The 19,018-nt window shown below is 65.2% G+C and carries 18 protein-coding genes; 12 read left to right on the top strand and 6 right to left on the bottom strand.

Annotated features, from left to right (window positions below):
* On the bottom strand, positions 1-329 hold a 329-nt coding region (locus HG800_RS27055), incomplete at its 3' end, for a hypothetical protein (RefSeq protein WP_206352442.1).
* A gap of 440 nt (positions 330-769) precedes the next feature.
* On the opposite strand from HG800_RS27055, the gene HG800_RS24595 reads away from it, so the two are divergent.
* The 4 genes from HG800_RS24595 to ygfZ all read left to right on the top strand — a co-directional run bounded on the left by HG800_RS24595 (position 770) and on the right by ygfZ (position 5,408).
* Positions 770-1,516, top strand: a complete 747-nt coding sequence (locus HG800_RS24595) for a sigma-70 family RNA polymerase sigma factor (protein ID WP_235963943.1) — start codon at positions 770-772, stop codon at positions 1,514-1,516.
* A gap of 137 nt (positions 1,517-1,653) precedes the next feature.
* Positions 1,654-2,748, top strand: a complete 1,095-nt coding sequence (locus tag HG800_RS24600) for an anti-sigma factor family protein (RefSeq protein ID WP_169980606.1) — start codon at positions 1,654-1,656, stop codon at positions 2,746-2,748.
* 250 nt (positions 2,749-2,998) lie between these two features.
* Positions 2,999-4,195: a lactate racemase domain-containing protein gene (locus HG800_RS24605; protein ID WP_169980608.1), complete on the top strand. Its 1,197-nt coding sequence runs from the start codon at positions 2,999-3,001 to the stop codon at positions 4,193-4,195.
* 208 nt (positions 4,196-4,403) lie between these two features.
* The gene (gene ygfZ / locus HG800_RS24610) at positions 4,404-5,408 is read left to right on the top strand and encodes a CAF17-like 4Fe-4S cluster assembly/insertion protein YgfZ (protein ID WP_169980610.1); all 1,005 of its coding nucleotides are present in this window, start codon (positions 4,404-4,406) and stop codon (positions 5,406-5,408) included.
* Between the two features lie 244 nt (positions 5,409-5,652).
* Here the strand turns inward: ygfZ and HG800_RS24615 are convergent, their stop codons facing one another.
* A complete protein-coding gene (locus HG800_RS24615) occupies positions 5,653-5,922 on the bottom strand; it encodes a hypothetical protein (RefSeq protein WP_169980612.1) in 270 nt (89 codons plus the stop codon).
* Between the two features lie 386 nt (positions 5,923-6,308).
* Between HG800_RS24615 and HG800_RS24620 the strand changes: the two genes are divergently transcribed.
* The 8 genes from HG800_RS24620 (at position 6,309) to HG800_RS24655 (ending at position 15,320) form a co-directional block, all read left to right on the top strand.
* A complete protein-coding gene (locus HG800_RS24620; RefSeq protein ID WP_169980614.1) occupies positions 6,309-7,031 on the top strand; it encodes a glycosyltransferase family 2 protein in 723 nt (240 codons plus the stop codon).
* Complete coding sequence (locus HG800_RS24625) at positions 7,028-8,659, top strand: hypothetical protein (RefSeq protein ID WP_169980616.1); 1,632 nt, start codon at positions 7,028-7,030, stop codon at positions 8,657-8,659. Before HG800_RS24620 ends, HG800_RS24625 begins: the two co-directional genes overlap by 4 nt.
* 175 nt (positions 8,660-8,834) lie before the next feature.
* Positions 8,835-10,109, top strand: coding sequence for a GNAT family N-acetyltransferase (locus HG800_RS24630; RefSeq protein ID WP_169980618.1), 1,275 nt, complete (start codon positions 8,835-8,837; stop codon positions 10,107-10,109).
* Positions 10,110-10,137: 28 nt separating this feature from the next.
* Positions 10,138-10,860: a hypothetical protein gene (locus HG800_RS24635; protein WP_169980620.1), complete on the top strand. Its 723-nt coding sequence runs from the start codon at positions 10,138-10,140 to the stop codon at positions 10,858-10,860.
* 194 nt (positions 10,861-11,054) lie between these two features.
* On the top strand, positions 11,055-12,689 hold the full coding sequence (locus HG800_RS24640; RefSeq protein WP_169980622.1) for a CTP synthase: 1,635 nt from the start codon (positions 11,055-11,057) through the stop codon (positions 12,687-12,689).
* A gap of 54 nt (positions 12,690-12,743) precedes the next feature.
* Complete coding sequence (locus HG800_RS24645; RefSeq protein WP_169980624.1) at positions 12,744-13,334, top strand: Uma2 family endonuclease; 591 nt, start codon at positions 12,744-12,746, stop codon at positions 13,332-13,334.
* A 117-nt stretch (positions 13,335-13,451) separates the two neighbouring features.
* Positions 13,452-14,777: a sulfatase family protein gene (locus HG800_RS24650; RefSeq protein ID WP_206352443.1), complete on the top strand. Its 1,326-nt coding sequence runs from the start codon at positions 13,452-13,454 to the stop codon at positions 14,775-14,777.
* A gap of 117 nt (positions 14,778-14,894) precedes the next feature.
* Positions 14,895-15,320 (top strand): FKBP-type peptidyl-prolyl cis-trans isomerase, encoded by a 426-nt coding sequence (locus tag HG800_RS24655; RefSeq protein ID WP_169980626.1) that lies wholly within the window; start codon positions 14,895-14,897, stop codon positions 15,318-15,320.
* Positions 15,321-15,406: 86 nt separating this feature from the next.
* Here HG800_RS24655 and HG800_RS24660 read toward each other — a convergent pair whose 3' ends face one another.
* The 4 genes from HG800_RS24660 to HG800_RS24675 are packed head-to-tail and all read right to left on the bottom strand — an operon-like array spanning position 15,407 to position 18,610.
* The gene (locus HG800_RS24660; RefSeq protein ID WP_169980628.1) at positions 15,407-15,946 is read right to left on the bottom strand and encodes a YkgJ family cysteine cluster protein; all 540 of its coding nucleotides are present in this window, start codon (positions 15,944-15,946) and stop codon (positions 15,407-15,409) included.
* 38 nt (positions 15,947-15,984) lie between these two features.
* Positions 15,985-16,689, bottom strand: a complete 705-nt coding sequence (locus HG800_RS24665; RefSeq protein ID WP_169980630.1) for a metalloprotease — start codon at positions 16,687-16,689, stop codon at positions 15,985-15,987.
* Between the two features lie 38 nt (positions 16,690-16,727).
* On the bottom strand, positions 16,728-17,912 hold the full coding sequence (locus tag HG800_RS24670; RefSeq protein WP_169980632.1) for an N-acetylglucosamine-6-phosphate deacetylase: 1,185 nt from the start codon (positions 17,910-17,912) through the stop codon (positions 16,728-16,730).
* Positions 17,912-18,610: a hypothetical protein gene (locus HG800_RS24675; RefSeq protein ID WP_169980634.1), complete on the bottom strand. Its 699-nt coding sequence runs from the start codon at positions 18,608-18,610 to the stop codon at positions 17,912-17,914. Before HG800_RS24675 ends, HG800_RS24670 begins: the two co-directional genes overlap by 1 nt.
* Between the last annotated feature and the right edge of the window lie 408 nt (positions 18,611-19,018).

Consider the following 19,018-nt stretch of genomic DNA (forward strand, 5'->3'; position numbering starts at 1 on the left):
GAGTCTCTTCTCGGAATAAACCCTCGAACACGCTCAGCATCTTTTCTTGGTCCATCATTGGAGTGAGGTATTTCGACCTCCACGAGACGCTCTGCACCACCGGGCTCGTCGTCCCGAAGGACAGATACATCCTCGTACCAGGTGAGGATCGAACTCCTTGGATCCTGCGATTCGATGGGAGAGATGCCATCGCTCGCGGTGAGCTGAACGGTGCGTTGGCCGTCGCTCGGCATCACTTGAACGCGCTGGCCGGAGATGAAGCGGCTGTCGTTTCGCTCGGGGGAACATCCGACAATGGCCAAGGCGGAGAGCAAAAGGAGCCGGCGCATGAAGATTGCTCCGCAGGAGGGTATCACCTTGGACGCCTGTCCTGAGCGTAGGACCGAGCGAACACGGGGAGAGGTGTCCTGACCGAATGGGGGCCATTTCCCCTTTCTGACACGGGCAACGATCGAGTGGACATCGTAAGGCCGAGGCTCTTTGCCGGAAATAGGGACAGGCACCTCGAAGACTCGGAGCCAGTCCCTATTTCCTGACACGCAACAAGGAAGAGGGAACCGCTCAAACACGCCGCTGCCGGAAATGGGGGACAGGCACCTCGAAGACTCGGAGCCAGTCCCCATTTCCTGACGTGCCAGTCGCGAGGGAGAACTGCTTCAAGAGTCATGGAACGGGGAGGGAAACCCTTCCATGAAATCCCGGGAATTCACGATCCGGTGGGCGTCGATGGCGCGGGCCTCGAATTCTGTCGCGAAGGACTGGCTGCACGATGAGGCGTCTGGGAGACGCGGGGTATCGGGAGGGGGCGGGATTGAGGATCATGGAGGGGGAGGGTTGGCAGGTCGGTCGATTGGGGGGGAGGGTTGGCGGGAACCTTTGGGGGGTGGGGGGCGTCGAAGGGGATACGATGACCGGGTTCGAGGATGACCAGGAGCTGGTCGAGGCGAGTCGGGCGGGTTCGGCGGAGGCCTTCGGGGAGCTGGTCAGGAGGCATCAGGATCGGCTCTATCCGACCCTGGTGAGATTGACCGGGTCGGCGGAGGACGCCCAGGACCTGCTGCAAGAGTCGTTTCTGCGCGCCTACCGGAAACTGGGGAGGTTTCGGGGGGGTAGCTCCTTTTATACGTGGCTGTACCGCCTGGCCGTGAACCTGGCGTTGAGTCATCGGAGGCGTCGGAAGGGGCCGGCGAGGCTCTCGGAGCTGTGGGTCGATCGGGAGACCGAGCTTGACCCGGCGGACCTTTCCGAGCGATCCGACCCCACCTTGCCGGCCGAACGGGCCGAGCGAGACGCGATGATCCAGGCCGCCCTGGACGCGCTGGCACCCGACCACCGGGCCGTGGTGGTCCTGAAGGAGTTCGACGGCCTGCGGTACGAGGAGATCGCCGCGATCCTGGACATTCCCGTCGGCACCGTCCGGAGCCGATTGCACCGGGCCCGCAAAGAGCTTCGCGATCAGCTTTCGGACTTCCTGGATGAATCGCCGGTTCGCCAGGGGCCGCTCGACTCGGACTGAACGACATGCTGTGGCGGAGGGATCGTTCCGTTTTCGAATTTTTTTCTGGTCCGACTCCGTTGCCGTCGTCGCCTTCAGTCATCTTCGTTTGCCTGAGCGTTTGCGTCTTCCTTATTCTTCCTTCCCCATCGTTCTCCATGCCCACAATTGACGACACCCTGATTCACGCCTACGTCGATGGCGAGCTTGACCCCGAGTCGCGCTTGCTCGTCGAACAGGCGGCTCAGGCCGATCCTCGGGTGGCTCGCGAACTTGGCGAGCTGGCCCGATTGCACGGCCTGATGAGTAATGTTCACCGACCGCCCGACCTGCCGGACGTTTCCGGAGAGGTGGTGGCGCATATCCAGCGGGCCGACGCTCGGCGACGGGCCTTGCAGCCGATTGCCTCGTCGACCATTTTGGCGCTGGCGGCCCTGTTGATGGTCACCCTGTTCTGGAACCGGCCGGTTCCGTGGGGGGGTCAGGGGCAACATGTGGTGGTGATGGTCCCGGCCAATGAACAGGGCGAAGCCGTGGACCCCGGCGCGATCGCGCCGGCCGAGCAGGAGGCCGCGCTCGTGGCGGAGTCCAACGGCGCGGCTTCGGAGCCGAGCGAGACCGAGGTGCCTTCCGAGGCCCCTGAGGTCGTGGTGGCCGAGGCTACCGAGGCGATCCCCGACGACCAGGCGGCGTTTCTGCTGGATCTGGTCGATCTGGACCGGTCGCGGACCATCGTCATCGAGCCGGTGGCCGGGGTTTCGGCTGAGGAGGTGGCCGAGGAGCTGAACCTGCTGCTCCGCGACACGCTCCGAACCGACCCCCGCTATGGTCATCTGACGGAGTCGGGTGACGCCCCGGCCGACCTGTTCCTGCTGGTCGCCAACCCGACCGAGCAAACCAATTTGATCAACCGGCTTGAGGAATCGCTGGGCGACCGCTGCCGGGTGGTCGAGCCGGCGGAGGCCGATGCGTCGCCGTCGCTGCTGTTCGGGGATGCCGGGAGGCTGGTCCTCAAGAGCGTGGAAGAGGCGGCCCCGTTGCGATCGAGTCAGGAGCGTCTTCTGGCCAATCGGGGGCACGATCATGATCCTGAGGCAACCGTGAGCGATCCGAGGGTGATGGTCCCTCCGCAACGCCACGGGGTGCCGAGTCTTCCGCCGATGCCGGGACGATCGCCCGAGGTCGTTCAGGAATCGGAAGGCGACGATGGACCTCCCGGGGTGATGGTGTTCTGGGTCCGGCCGTCGCGTTGAGCAAGGAGTGACCGACCGGGCAAGGCGGTTGGTGTTGCGTTTGTGTTCCGGGGTGCCGTCGTCTTTTGCCGCAACCGGCGAGGCGACGGCACTCTTTTTTTATCCAGGCGCGTTCGAGGGCAACGGACGAGGAGAGGCGTCGGTGATGGCCTTGCTTGAAGCGGGGATCGGCGGGGCCTAGGATGAGGGGGGCCGGGCGTGATTGGATCACGGCTCGGGAGGGCAGGGCACGGATTGAGGGATGATTCCGATGCGGGTTGCGGTCGCGTTTCAGGACGAGCAGGTGGCCTTTGATGTGAGCGACGATCGCCTTGTCGCCGCCTGGAACGGCCCAGAGGGGATGTCGCGTGATGCCTTGCGCGACCACTTCCGCCGCGACCTGGAGGAGCCGAGGGGCTACCCACCGCTGAGGCAGAATGTCGTGCCCGGCGACCGGGTCGCGCTGGCGATCGACCCGGACGTGCCGGACGTGGCCCGGCTGGTCGCGATTGTGAGCGAGGTGCTGACCGAGGCGGGGGTGGAGTCGATTGAAGCGGTGAGCCTGGGGCCGATTCCGCCTTCGCAGCGCGACGATTGGCCGGCCTCGATCCGGCTGGAAACGCACGCGCCCGCCTCCGAGAACACGCAAACGATGGCCTATCTGGCCAGCACCCAGGCCGGGCGTCGGATCTATTTGAACCGGACTCTGACCGAGGCCGACGTGGTGGTGCCGATCGGAGGGCTCGGGTTCGACGAGGTGCTTGGCTATCGCGGCCCCTGGAGCACGATTTTCCCGGGGCTGAGCAACGCCGAAACCCAGCAGAGTGAACGGGATGCGCCCGCCGGGGTCGGCCACCGAGGGCCGGTTCTGGAGGAGTCGGGCGAGGTGTCGTGGCTGCTCGGGAGCCTCTTTCATGTGGGGGTCTTGCCCGGTCGATCGGGAGCCGCCGGGTTGTTCGTCGGCGAGGCCGGCGAGGTGCGCGAGGCGGGCATTCAGGCCGTGGACGACGCCTGGACCTTCCGCCCCGAAAGCCGGGCCGAGCTGGTGATCGCCGGGATTGGCGCTCCCGGTCGGCCGACGAGCCTCGACGACCTGGCCAAGGGGCTGGCCACGGCCATGACGCTCGTTCATCGAGGGGGCAAGATCGCCGTGCTCTCGCGTGTTGCAGGAACACCCGGCCCGGCGTTGCAACGTCTGATGGCGCTGGATGACCCCTCTCGGGGGGGCGTCAAGGCGCTTCGGGAGGCCCGGAAGGAGCCCGATGCGCTGACCGCGCTGGCCATTGCCGAGGCATTGGCCTGGGCCGATCTGTATTTGCTCAGCGCGCTCGACGATCAGCTTGTGGACGACCTGGGGATGATTGCGCTCGGCTCGGCCGACGAGGCGCGCCGCCTGGCCGGGGGAGCGTCGTCGTGCGTGGTGCTCAGCCAGGCCGACCGGACCCGGGCGCAGGCGGTCGAGGATTAGCGCGGGCTGCGATGGGACCGGATCGTTCCGATCGACTGGAACGGGGAGACAGGTACCTCGGGAACGCCGAGCCAGTGCCCATTTCCTCACGCGACAGGCTCAAGCGTTGGGACGGCTGGGGTGTGGCGACCCTGGGTGTCTCCACCTGGAAAACGTGACAATTCCCCCACCTGGCAATTTTTGACGATCCAAGAACGAGACTCGACCGATGCCCAACTCTCCTACTCCTGCCGCGGTTGCCCTGGAGTCGAAGGTGGTGATGGCCGACTGGCCAGGACGGGCCAGAGTGCGGGTCGTCGGGCCCGATCGGGCGAAGTTCCTGCATAACCTGACGACCAACGACATCAACCGGAAAACCTCGGGATCGGGGTGCGAGGCGTTCGTGACGAGTCCGCAGGGGAAGACGCTGGGGTTCATCACGCTGGTGATCCTCGACGAGGAAATTCTGCTGCGGACCGAGGCTGAGGGGCTGCCGCCGATCTTGCCTCATTTGAGGAAGTACGGGGTGCTGGAAGAGGTCGAACTGGAGGAGGCGACCGCCTCGACCTTCGAACTGCATCTGGCCGGGCCGCTCGTGGGGGAGGTGATGGCGGCGGTCGGGGTCGCAACCTTGCCGGAAGGGGAGCTGGACCACCTCACGGCCGAAATTGCCGGGCGTCCGGTGCGGGTGGTCCGGGAACGGCCGATCGGGGCCGACGGGGTGACGGTGATCGGCGCGATCGAGGATGTCGAGGCGGTGCGATCGGCCCTGATCGCGGCAGGCGAGCCGATCGGCCTGGTGACGCTCTCGGCCGAGGCGTTCGATGCGTTTCGAATCGAGGCGGGAACGCCGGCCTCAGGCCGGGATGTGACCGAGAAGAACCTGCCGCAGGAACTCGACCGGAATGAGCGGGCGATCAGCTTCGTGAAGGGATGCTATCTTGGGCAGGAGACGGTGGCCCGACTCGATGCGCTCGGGCACGTCAACCGGTTGATTCGAGGGCTGGAGATCGACGCCGAGACGCCCCCGCCGGGCGGATCGAAGTTGTTCGCCGGAGAGAAAGAGGTGGGCTGGATCGGCTCGTCGGCGGTTTCGGAACGCTCGGGACGGCCGATTGCGCTGGCTTATGTGCGGACGTCTCATGTGAAGCCCGGCAGCGCGGTGAGCGTTCGGGAGGAGTCGGGGAATGAGGCCCCGGCGACGGTGCGGGGAGAAGTAGGCGGTAGGCAGTAGGCAGTAGGCAGTGGGGATCTTGCTCGTGGAACACGCGGAAGAGAGGGTCGCTAGCCGGGATGACACGCCTGGCGATCTGACGGAGAGCCCCCTCACCCGGCCTTGCGGCCATCCTCTCCCCCGAGGGGGGAGAGGGGTCTTCGTCCGGCTCGCAAGGCTTGGTGTTCTTCGGATCGGCCCCCCTACGCAGCCTTGCGGCTACTCTCGCCCCCGAGGGCGGAGGAGAGGGTGGGGAGATCAGGGATCAGTCGGGGTCGGTCAGGTCGTGGAGGTCGTGCGAGCGGAGCCGGTCGAGTTCGACGACGGTTTGAGAGGCTCGGCCACGGTGGAGGTCTTCGAGGACGAGGGCGCCTTGGGGAGCGATCGGGGCGGAGCGGTGCTCGGGATCGCTGTCGGACCGGGCGAGGCGGCCCTTAACGACCTGGCCGCCGCAGTCGATCCGAATCTTCGGGAAGCGGGTTCCCTGGCCGCGTCGGATCTGGACCAGCCGCTCGTGGCACTCGTCGAAGGTCATCGGAACTCCTTTTCCGTGACGACCGAGGGGTCGAATGAGCCGATTGCGGCAACCTGAGCGGTTGCCGAAGCTTTATCGAATGACGTCTTGGGTTCCCCATCGGCGCGGGAGGCGCGGCGAGTTGAGCAAAACCAAGGAGGAATCGGGCGAGAACCGCGACCGATCCTGGAGCACGCTCGGGTATGCGGGAATCCCCCGACGAGGCGGCCTTCCCTGGCCGGGATCATCGGGCGGGGGATGATGGCACGAGTTGTGCGGTCGGTCAAGTCGAGCCGAACGATCGGCTGCGTTGACTTCGGAGTCGCCCGGCCTAGAATGCGGGAATTGCGTGATTTCCAGAAGACGCCAGAGCGACGCACCCCGACCGGCCCCGAGTACCTACCGCCATGCGCCTGCTCACGGCCATTCCTGTTTATAATGAAGAAGCCCACCTGGAACCGGTTTTGGCCGAGGTTTTGCGGCACGCGCCGGGTCAGGTGCTGGTCGTCGATGACGGCTCGACCGACGGCACGCCGGAGCGACTGGCCCGGTTTCCGGAGGTACAGGTGATCCGCCACGAGCGGAACCAGGGTTATGGCGCCGGGCTTCGAAGCGCCTTCGAGGCGACCCTGGCCGGGGGTTACGACGGCCTGGTGACGCTCGACTGCGACGGTCAGCACGAGCCGGCCTTGATTCCTGAGATTGCCCGTCATCTGGACGAGGCTGATCTGGTTTCGGGCAGTCGGTATCTGAAGATCTTCGACCCGAGCCAGGTTCCTCCGGAACAGCGACGGAAGATCAATGTCGAGGTGACCCGGTGGCTGAACGAGTGCCTCGGGTTTGAGCTGACGGATGCGTTTTGCGGCTTCAAGGCGTATCGGGCCAGTGCGTTACGGCAATTTCGGATCACCGACGACGGCTACGCCATGCCGCTTCAGGTGTGGGTGCAGGCGGCCAAGCACGGAATGACGGTGGTTGAGGTGCCGGTGCCGTTGATCTACCTCGACGAATCGCGGGCCTTCGGCGGGGCGCTCGACGACGCCGAGTATCGCCTGAATCATTACCGATCGGTCTTTCAGGAGGCGCTCCGCGAGGCTCGCCTGGAAGTGGCCGGGGGGTGTTGCGGATGACGATGACCCCTCGTCGCCTTCGGGCTCCGGCGGTGGACGGCGGCGTTCTGGCCGACCCTCCGCTGGCCGAGGCTCCCGGTCTTTTCGACGCCAACCGAGCGCGGCTTGCCTCGTGGGATCATGACTTCCAGGGGCGTCGGGCCGGGCGTCTCCGGGCGATGGCACGGCATGAGATTCTGGAACAATCGCGACGGTTCCTGCGCCGCTTCGGGCTCGACGACCTGGACGGTTTGCCGGAGCCGGGGCGTGATCCGAATGTGCCGTTGATCGTGACCGGGCATCAGCCCGAGCTGTCGCATCCGGGGGTCTGGGTCAAGAACTTCGCCACGGCATCGATTGCCGGGGCGGTTGGGGGCTTGGGCCTGAACCTGATCGTCGATAACGACATTCCGAAGGCGGTGGCCGTTCGCGTGCCGTTTCGGGAAAACGGCCGGTTGCTCTCGCGTTATGTGGCGTTCGATGAGTGGTCGGGGGAGTTCCCGTACGAGGAGCTGCCCGTCAGGGACGAAGGTGCCTTTGCGAGCTTCGCCGATCGGACGCTCGCCCTGATGGGGGGCGTGATCGACGATCCGTTGCTTCGGCACGACTGGCCGAGGGCGATCGAGGCCGCCGGGACGACCGACCGCCTGGGGCTTCGCCTGGCCGCGATGCGGCGGGCGAGGGAAGCGGCATGGGGGGTGAGGAACGCTGAGATTCCGCTGAGTCGCGTTTGCGAGTCGGAGGCGTTTCTCTGGTTCACCTGCCATCTGCTGGCCCATTTGCCCCGATTTCGACGCGTGCACAACGCGGCGCTGGGGCGGTATCGCAAGGCGCACGGGATTCGGAGCCGGAACCATCCGGTGCCCGAGCTGACCCAGGACGGGGACTGGTACGAGGCTCCGTTCTGGATCTGGCGGCGCGAATCGCCTCGGCGTCATCCGTTGCTGGCCCGACAGGTCGATTCGACCCGGATGGAGCTTCGGATCGCCGGAGAGGATGAGCCGTTCTGCGAGCTGCCACTCGGTCCCGATCGGGATGCTTGTTGCGCGGTCGAACGGCTTCGGGAGCTGCCGGCCCAGGGCGTCCGCTTGCGGACTCGGGCTTTGACGACCACGATGTTCGCCCGGGCCTTGCTGGGGGACCTGTTCCTGCACGGGATTGGGGGGGCGAAGTACGACGAGCTGGGAGACGAGGTCTTCCGGGGCGTCTTCGGGATCGAGCCCCCCGGATTCCTGACCCTGTCGCTGACCCTCTGGCCGGGATTGCCCGATGATCCGGCCTCGGCCGAGGAGCTTCGGAGGGTCGAGGCCCAGATTCGTGATTTGACGTTCAATCCCGACCGCCACCTGACCGATCCGATGCCCGAGGCGGCCCGGTCGGCGGTTCTGGCGAAGCAATCGGCGGTGGACGGCCCGACCGGGTCGAGGCGTGATCGGATCGCGCGGTACTTCGCGATTCGAGAGGCCAACCGGGCACTTGAGCCGTTTGTGTCGGCCGAGCGGGGCGACCTGCAACGGCAGGCCGAGCGATTGCGGACGGGCCTGGCACGCAATGCGCTGGCCCGGAGTCGGGAGTATGCGGCGGTTCTCCACCCCTCGGATCGGCTCCGATCGGCCTTGAAAGGGGCCTCTCGGGTGGCTTCGACGTAAGGTCCGGCAGAATTGCCGGAAATTTTCGCCGCTCGCCCGAGGCGGAGGGCCGGTTGGTCCCCTACAATAGGGCATTCGGTCGTGCCGCGGCCTGCCGGATGATCGGCTCGGGCCGCGGGTCCGGACTGTTCAGCCCGAGCCGCCGCGAGCCGGCGGCCTTCTGGTGCGTTCGCTGATGAAAGAGTCCCCGTCCAGCTCGCGATTGCCCGTCCGTCGCGGCCCCGTGGAATTCTGCCAGGGGAGCGAGGCCGATCACGAGGCCATCTATCAAACCCTGTTGCATGTCTTTCACGGGCCGGACCGCGAGGCGTTCCTCGGCTCGCTCAGCGATCCGTCTTACAAGCCCGAGCAGCGCTTGCTGGCTCGGGTGGATGGGAAGGTGGCGAGTCATGCGCACCTGACCGAGCGGATTGTCCGCTACGGATCGGTCGCGCTGGCCATGAATGGCGTGATGTGGGTCGGCACCTTGCCGGAATACCGGGGGCAGGGCTACGCCCAGGAACTGCTCCGGCTGGCCGATACCCGCGCCAAAGCCTCGGGGGCGGTCTTGATGGCCCTGACGACGGCGATGCCCCGCTTCTACCGGCCGATCGGCTGGGGACTGTGCGGTAAGCAGACCCTGGCCAAGGCCCCCAGCCGGACCTTGCCGATCGGCGGGGACGCCGCGGCCGAAGGCCAGCCTGGTCCGTGGCACGTCCGGCCCTGGAGGCAGGTCGAGCTGGGGGACCTGATGGAGCTTTACGACCGCAACTACGGCCAGACGACGGGCTCGATCGTCCGGACCGAGGAATACTGGCGCTGGATCATCGGCCGAAAGTACGCCCATGTGATCTGGGTGGCCTGCCTCGGCGAGAAGGTTCACGGCTACGCCTTTGTAAAGGATCACAAGATTCTGGAGCTGGCCGTCGATCCCGATCGGCCGGAGGCGCTTCCGGCCTTGCTTGGGCGGGTTCGATCGGAGGCCCTGGAACGGGCCTATCCGGAGGTGGTGGTGCATGCGCCGCTGAACCATCCGGTCATCAGCACCTTCCGCCAGATCAAGGGGACGATCCTTGATGTGGACGAGCTGGAAGGGAACGCCTCGATGTACCACATTCCCGATCCCGAGCGCTTTCTGAGGACGATCTTGCCCGAACTGTCGAAGCGGGTGGCCGCCTCGAACGCCTCGCCGGTCGAGCTGGGCCTGACGGTCGACGACCGCCGCTACCTGCTGCACATTGAGCCGGCCAAATCGCGCACCTCAATCGATCCCGACCGCCTCGGCCGCCGCCACCTGACCCTGACCGGCGACGCCTTCGTGCGGCTGGTCATGGGCCACACCGATCCCGACAGCTTGCTCGCCGAAGACCCCGGCATGCAGGCCTCGACCGCCACGGCGCTCGACTCGGCCCGCATTCTGTTTCCTCGTCAGCCGATCTGGCGGAGCCCGCTGGATGCGGCGTCGGCGTGAAAAATCGGCCAAGGGAGGCAGAGCATACATGGGTCGTTGGCTAATCCAGCTTGTAGGAGAGCATAGGGATCTCGAGGAATTTCCTTATTGGTTCCCAGAAGGGGAAATTTACGCGTTCGAAGAAGATGACAAGGTTTTCCTTACAGGATCGAGGTTAGAACGTTGTAGCGAAGCGATTGAGGTACAGGAAACCGCGTTGCAAATCGTCGATGAATATTCAGCCGTCATTTCTCTGTTATGGCCTGCGCATAAACGGCCAGAAATCGTGGCAATCATTCGAGAAACGGACGACGGCAAACGAAATCAATTTATCTTCACTCCATTCATTGAAAGCCGAGCCAAATTACACCACTTGGCGGTTCGAGGGGTTGGTCAAGCCGAGGAAACGCTTACACAGACCAGGGGTCAACAACTTATCAATGCTGCCAGTTCGAACCATCATCTAAGAACTGGTCTGCATCTTTGGGGTGACCAGATACGAACTTGGCCAAGGCTCTATCGAATCCTTGAGGAACTTGAGACTTATCTGGGACAGAAGATGGACCATATCGGATTTTGTTCAAAACAAGAGCGATCTCGATTTACTCACTCTGCAAATTGCGCCGAGACCGCAGGTAAAGACGCTCGCCATGCTGGGGGTAAGTTCGATCCTCCTGAGAAACCGATGGCTCTTGGAGAGGCAACCGAATTCATTCGGGCTCTCTTGGAGCAAACGCTCTCAAATGCCGCATCGACGGATCGAATAGACTGATTGCGATTCCTAGGAGGATTCGCGAGTCTTCCGCAGTCTACGAGAAAGGCCGACACCAAGACGGTGCAATGGTCTTGCAAAACGTTCCGTGCCGTGCGGTCGAGGATCGGGCGGGGATGGTATACTGTTGGTTTTGAAGGCGTCAGGGGGCCATCGGGGCGCCGGGGAAGGCTCGGCGGGGAACGGGAAACGGAATGGCAAAGCATATTTTCGTGACGGGCGGCGTGGTGAGCTCGCTGGGCAAGGGGTTGACGTGCGCGTCGATCGGGATGCTGCTGGAGCATCGGGGGCTGAGGGTTCGGTTGCAGAAGTTCGACCCGTACATCAATGTCGATCCGGGGACGATGAGCCCGTATCAGCACGGCGAGGTGTATGTGCTCGACGACGGGTCGGAGTGCGACCTGGACCTGGGGCATTATGAGCGGTTTACCGATGCGCCGTTGACCAAGGATTGCAACTACACGACGGGGAAGATTTATCTGTCGGTGATCCAGAAGGAGCGCGAGGGGAAGCACTACGAGGGGAACACTGTGCAGGTGATCCCGCACATCACCGACGAGATCAAGGCGGCGGTGCTGAGGCTGGCGGATGACGACGTGGACGTGGTGATCACGGAGATCGGCGGCACGGTGGGCGACATCGAGGGGTTGCCGTTTTTGGAGGCGATCCGGCAGTTTCCGCTGGACGTGGGGAAGGAAAATTGCCTGTTCATTCATTTGACGCTTGTGCCGTATTTGAAGGCCGCCGGAGAGCTGAAGACGAAGCCGACGCAGCACTCGGTGACGGCATTGCGGCAGATCGGCATTCAGCCGGACGTGCTCATTTGCAGAACCGAGCATTCGATGAGCGAGGACATGAAGCAGAAGATCGCGCTCTTCTGCAACGTCGAGCCGAAGGCGGTGATCGAGGAGCGCGACCGGGAGTTCAGCATCTATGAGGTGCCGTTGAGCCTGGTGGGCAACGGGCTGGACGACCTGATCGTCAAGAAGCTGAACCTGAAGGCGAATCCGCTGGAAATCGATGACTGGCGCGACCTGGTTGAGCGGATCAAGCACCCGGACGCCGAGGTGACGATCGCGGTGGTAGGGAAGTACATCAAGCATCGGGATTCATACAAGTCGGTGTATGAATCGCTCGATCATGCGGGGATCGCGCATCGGGCGCGGGTGGTGGTGCGTCGGATCGAGTCGGAGGAACTGAGCCAGGGGGACCCGGGGGCCTTGCTGGCGGGGGTTGATGGGATTCTGATTCCGGGCGGGTTCGGGATGAGAGGAGTGGAAGGGAAGGTTGAGGCGATCAAGTACGCAAGGAGCAAGAAGATTCCGTTTTTTGGGATTTGCCTGGGGATGCAGTGCGCGACGATCGAGTTTGCCCGCAACGTGCTGGGCCTGGAAGGGGCCAACAGCACCGAGTTCGACAAGATGACCCCGCATCCGGTGATTGCCCTGATGGAAGGTCAGCGCGTGGTGCGCGAGCGGGGCGGCACGATGCGGCTCGGGACGCAGAAATGCGTCTTGCGACCGGGGAGCATTGCCCATCGAGCCTACGGCACGGATGAGGTCTGGGAGCGGCACCGGCACCGCTACGAGTTCAACAACGGTTATCGGATGCACATGGAAGACACCGGGTTGATTCCGACCGGGACCAGCCCGGACGGGTCGCTGGTGGAGATCATCGAGATTCCGGACCACCCGTGGTTCCTCGCCGTGCAGTTCCACCCCGAGTTCCGCTCGAAGCCGACGCGATCGCACCCGTTGTTCCACGACTTCATCGCCGCGGCGCTGGCCAGGCGGGAATCAGGACGGGCGGAGGTGGAGGCGAGGACCTGATCGGTCCGGGAGCAACCGTTCCACCCGTTTTTTTTCTCTTTGGAGGGACGAGCAATGGCGAGCATTACCCACGACGCGCCCACGATTCTCTCCGATGAGGAACTGCACACCCCGGAGATGACGCTGCCGGACCTGTTTGAGGTCATTGACGGAGTGGTGGTGGAGGTTCCGCCGATGGGTCTCGACGAAGGATTGCTTGCAAACGAGCTCAAGCGATTTCTTGATGCGTTCCTCGCTCAGCATCAGGTGGGTCGAGCACTCACGGAAATCCTCTTTGATCTGAGTCCGGCGGTGAATCGGAGTCGTCGGCCTGATGCGGCCTTCATCAGTTTTGATCGATGGCCGAGGGGCAAGCGACTCGGACGAGGGATCGCGATGCCTGCGACCCCCGAAATCGCCGCCGAGGTCGTCAGCCCCGGAGACGGGGCGGCCGATCTGATGGACAAGCTCCACGAGTACTTCGCCGCCGGGGCGCAGCTCGTCTGGATCGTGTATCCGAGCGTGGAACAGATTTACGTTTACGATTCGGTCTCATCTGTTCGGATTCTCGGCCGCGCCGACCGGCTGGACGGGGGCGCGGTCTTGCCAGGGTTTGTGCTGCCGTTGGCCGAGCTGTTCGGCCCAGCGGCCGAGCCGGGAGCCTGAGGCACCTCGGACGGGACGGTCTTCGGCTTCGGTGGGCTCTTGGGATTGGCGGAGGGGACCGTTAAGGTAAAGGCCACGCATCGCGTCGTGCCACTTCGTTCGAGAGAGGTCCCTCTGATGATGGTTGCGAAACTTCGAAGGCTCATCGTTCCTGGTGCGCTCATGGCGGCAGCCCTGACGCTGGGCCTCGGCCCGGCTCAGGCCGACGAACCGAACGCGAAGCCGCCGAATGTGGTGATGATTATCTCGGATGATCATGCCTGGACCGATTACGGCTTCATGGGGCACCCGTACGTGCGGACCCCCAACCTGGATCGGCTGGCGGGCGAGAGCCTGACCTTCAGCCGGGGGTATGTGCCGTCGAGCCTCTGCTGCCCGAGCCTGGCGAGCATCATCACCGGCCTCTTTCCCCATCAGAACAAGATCACGAGCAACGATCCGCCGGTGCCGGAAGGGATGACCAACGCCCAGTTCTACCGATCGTCCTTCTTCAATGAGGGTCGCGAGGTGATGAACCGGCACATGGAAGCCGTTCCCACACTGCCGAGGATGCTGGCCGAGCGGGATTACCTGAGCCTTCAAACGGGCAAGTGGTGGCAAGGGCATTACTCTCGGGGGGGATTCACCCACGGCATGACCCAGGGGCAGCGGCACGGGGATGACGGGCTGGTGATCGGCCGGGAAACGATGGAGCCGATCGAGTCGTTCCTCGCCGAGGCGAAGGAACAGGACCGCCCCTTTTTCGTCTGGTACGCCCCATTTTTGCCTCACTCGCCGCACAACCCGCCCGAGCGGTTCCTGCAGCGCTACACGAACATCGCCCCGAGTCCCTCAATCGCCCGCTACTGGGCCATGATTGAATGGTTTGATGAGACGTGCGGCACGCTGCTCGACCTAATCGACGAGGAAGGGCTGGCCGAGGATACGATTGTGCTCTACGTCACGGACAACGGCTGGACCCAGGACCCTGAGGGGCCCGGCTTTATTCGGTCGAAGCGGTCGCCGTACGACACCGGCCTGCGTACGCCGATCATGGTCCGATGGCCGGGCCGGGTCGAACCGCGATGCTCGCACGAGCTGGCCAGCTCGGTGGACCTGGCCCCGACGATTCTCAAGGCCGTCGGCCTGGAGCCGACCGAGGCGATGCCGGGGATCAACCTGCTCGATTCGGAGGCCGTTGGCCGTCGTCAGACGATTTTTGGCTCGAACTATGAACACAATGCCATCGACCTGGAGGAGCCGGCCGCGAACCTGCGCGAGCGGTGGGTGATCGACGGCTCGTGGAAGCTGATCGTCCCGACCGATCTGAGCGATCTTGACGGTCCCGAGCTGTATCAACTCGACGCCGATCCGGCCGAACTGCGGAACCTGGCCGACGGGCAAACCGACCGTGTCGGGCAGATGATGGAGACGCTCAACGGGTGGTGGACCCCCCAGCCGTGACGGCCGATCGGGGCAATTGGGGTTTGCAGCGGGGGTCGCAATCCGTTATCGGTGGAGGTTCGGCTCTGCGTCCCGAGGCGCAGGGTACTCCGCGACTCGAACCACGGGAGCTTTGTCATGGCCCAGGCCCAAACCGGCAACACGGTCCGCATCCACTACACCGGCCGGCTGGCCGATGGCACCGTTTTTGACAGCTCGGACGGCCGGCAGCCGCTCGAATTCACGATCGGCGAAAGCCAGGTGATTCCCGGCTTCGAGGAGGCCGTCACCGGCATGGAGCCAGGGCAGGAGACCACGGTGACGATCCCCTCCGATCGGGCCTACGGCGCCCATCGGGAGGAGCTGGTCTTTGACGTTCCCCGCACCCAGTTCCCAGACGACCTCGACCCGCAGATCGGCCAGCAATTGCAAATGACCAACGGCAGCCAGACGGCCGTCGTCACCGTGTCGAGCCTCTCGGACGGCTCGGTCACGCTCGACGCCAACCACCCGCTTGCGGGCAAGGATTTGACGTTCGACATCGCCCTGGTTGAGATCTGCTGAGAATTCGGGCGGTTCGCGTTTGCCTGTCGCGGCCCCCTCTCCCGAGCCGGGGGAGAGGGTGGCCGATCACGGTTGCGCGTGCGCGCTCAGCCGGCCGACGAACGGGCGAACAGGTCTCGGAGGCGGATGCGGACGCGGGCGGAAACCTCGCCGTGGGTTTGGTGCTGAAGGTGAGCGAGCTGCTCCTCGAACGGGCCGAGGGTCCAGCAGGCATCGGCAGGAAGGTCCTCGATGGGGGGGCCGGTGTCGTCGTTCAGGGGGCAGATGTCGCGGAGCTCGATGAGGGAATCGCCGTCGTCGGCCTCGTCGAGCCAGCGGAGGGGGTAGCCCTGGGTCCGGCAGACGTAGGGGCGATGGTCGTAGATGCGGCACGCCCCCTGATCGTCGAGGAAGGCGCAGGCCCCTTCGGGATGGGGGGCCTCGGTCGCGAGCAAGCGGGCATGATGCCGACGGATCCGATCGGCCTCGACCGGGAAGACGGTCAGGTCGTCGACGCAGCACGAGGCACAGCCGAGGCGGCATTGGAGCCGGTCGCGGTGCAGGGCGTCGAGCGGGGCCGTGGCGCGATCGACGGCGCGGTGCAGAGCGGCGATCGGGTCGTCGGCGTCGTCGGTCGGATCGGGCACGCCAGGGGGCTCCGGGGGATTCCCTCGAAGGGGATGGATTATCCTTCGCGTTCGGCCATGATCATGCGGTGATGATGGGAGAGCAGGACATAGTTCGTGAACGCGAGATAGCCGAGCAGGAGGGTGAGGATGAGCCACTGCGCCCAGATGGCCGCGAGGGCCGCGCCGGTGCCCGCGGCGAGGAACGAGACGATGTGCGCCCGGCGGGCTCCGTTGCGAGGACTGACGCGATCGAAGAGCGTCATCATGAGCTGCCCACCGTCGAGCGGCCAGATGGGAATCAGGTTGAAGACGCTGTAAAGGATGTTCAACAGTAACAGGGTGGAAAGCGCCAGCTCGGCCTCGGGGCCGAGGGAGACGCCGGAGGTGACGAGGATCGCCCAGAGGATGACGGCCGCGATGGCGAGGAGGAACCCGGCGACCGGCCCCATCAAGGTGACAAGCAGGCGGGCGCCAAAGCCGCGTTGCTCACGATCTGAGGCGCAGACACCGCCGAAGCCGTGCAAGACGATCCAGGGTTGCTCGCCGCCAAGCTTCGCTGTCAGGCCGTGGCCGAGTTCGTGGACCAGGACCGAGAGGAAGACGCAGGCGGCGATGATCAGGGTGTTTTCGGGAGCGGTTTCCCCGCCGAATCGCATGCCGATGATGGCCGCAATGAGCCAGAAGAACGGCGAGACGCGGATCGGGATGCCGAAGAGCCGGAAGTTCAGGTCGAATCGGGTCGGGCTCGGGATGCCGAACATGAAGGGTTCCCTTTGTCGCCGAGGAGGAGCCGATCCGGTCAGCCCCGGGCGTGATGGTCGTCGGTCGGGCAGGTTTCTGGAGCAGCCGGCGAGGACTGGCCGGCCACGAGGGTTTCGATCAACCGGAATCGGCCGCCGGGCAAGGTGAAGCGGATGAGATCGGCCGGGGCGCCGGGGGCGAGGACCGGTTCGGGATGGCCGATCAACCGGGCCGGTCGAGTCGAGGCGCAGGCGATCGCCTCGATCGCCGAGAGGCCGGCGGCCTGCATCAGGCGGTCGATGCCGATGGGTAAGGGTCGATTCGCTCCGGCCAGGTACGGTGTTCCGGCCACGACGACCCGGCCCGACGCCTCGACGGCCCAGCGGCCGTAGGTGCCCGGCGGCAGGCCGGCCAGGGGGCTGGCGTCGCTGACCAGGATGATCCGCTCGGGAGTCTTGGCGCGAACGAGGACGCGGATCACGTCGTCGTCGAGGTGGTGGCCGTCGGCGATGAGCGAGGCGCAGAGGCGGTCCTCGGCGGCCTGGGTCCAGATCGGGTTCGGATGCCTCGGGAGCTGGGCGACGATGCCGTTGCCCAGGTGGGTGCTGAGGCGAGCCCCGGCATCGGCGGCGCGGCGGATTGTTTCGGGATCGGCGGCGGAGTGGCCGAGGGCCACCGTGACTCCCGAATCGGCGACCCGTTTGATCAGGTCAAGCGCGCCCGGCCGCTCCGGGGCGAGGGTGAGGAGGGTGACGCGGCCGCCGCTGGCCTCCTGGAGCTGCTGGAACAGGGGCCAATCGGGGTCGCGGATGGCCTCGATCGGGTGGGCGCCGCGGTAGCCGTCGTCGGGGGAGAGGAAGGGGCCTTCGAGGTGGATGCCGGCGACGCGGTGGGCGACCTGGGGGTCGGCCTCGCAGGCTTCGGCGATGGTGGCGACGCCGTGCCGCATGTCGTCGGCGGGGGCCGTGATGAGGGTCGGGCAGATGCGGGATGAGCCGTCGGCATCCTGCGCGAGGACGATCTCGTGGACCTGCGCGACGGTCAGGGTCGGGTCGGAGAACGAGACGCCGAGGCGGCCGTTGGTCTGAATATCCCAGAGGGCGGGGGCGATCCAGGGGTCGTCGGGGCCGATCGCCTCGGGACCGTCAGCGGCTTCGACCGAGGCGATCTTCGGGCCGTCGCAGGTCAGACGAACCCATTGGCCATCGTTGAGGTGACGAGCAACGATTGCAGGCACGGTCATTACTTCCCGTTCTCGATCAAGACGACGTTGTCGACGCGGCAGACGACATCCTGAAAGTCGTCGTTGGTCGAGTATTCCCAGCCGATCAGATAGCTGTTGGGGACCTTTTCGCCGGTCTCGGGATCGACGTAGGGGTAGATCATGGCCTTGTACGGTTGCTCGGCCAGGCGATCGTTGATGGCGCGGACCTCGGCGGGCTGGGTAAAGACACCGCCGTCGTTAAGTCCGTCGTTGGAGAGCCAGAAGCCGAAGACGCGGTCGCCGGGGTCGATCGAAACGGTTGAGCCGTCGAGGAGGGGAGGGGGGATGTTCTCCCAGCGTTCCAGGTCGCGGCCTTCGTGCTTGTACTCGTAGGCCCAGAGTTCCCGCTTGGTCGGCTGGCCGGGCTCGGCGCCGGGAACGTAGATGCCGCCTCGGTTGACGGTGACGAGACCGAGGGCAAGGATCGGCGTGTAGGAAACCGGGCCGTCGCCGGCCTTGCGGAAGAGACCGGGGGTGGCGTCGGGGGTCGTCTCGACGGGGTTGAGCAGGTCGTCGAACATATCGAGCCCGTAGATCCCCTTGAGAATCGCGACCCAGTCCGGCTCGTTCGGGCCGGGGGTGATCCGCGGCTGGTTGGGCGTCTGGGCGGCAGCCGAGGTGGCCAGGGCAAGGAGGACGATCAGGGCGGGGAAGGATCGACAGTGTGGGAGAAGCATCGCGGTCCCTCGACTCGATGGGGCGGCTCGTCAGGTTGGACCTGGATTCCGAGAGAGCCTCATCGTAGCACGTCGAAGCGATGTCGGGAACGGGCGCGAGGCGATCGGCTGCGGGGGATGGGGCAGGACGGAGGACCTTCGCCCCGAGTTCGTCAGGCGATTTCGGGGATCGTTCATGGAATGACGAGGAGGCCCTCACCCCGACCCTCTCCCCGCCGGGCGGGGAGAGGGAGGAAGATCGTGAGCCCTCGACCCCGCGAGCGGGGAAGCCGGTGGCCGAAGGCCGGGTGAGGGGGAGGGCGGAGCGATCGCAAAGCTCGGAGAAAACGCGCCGGACCCCTCACCCCGGCCCTCTCCCCGCCGGGCGGGGAGAGGGAGTCGAACAGTCTTGAGCACCACGGGGAGTCG

Source organism: Tautonia rosea, assembly GCF_012958305.1.
In the GTDB taxonomy this organism is placed as follows: Bacteria; Planctomycetota; Planctomycetia; order Isosphaerales; family Isosphaeraceae; genus Tautonia; species Tautonia rosea.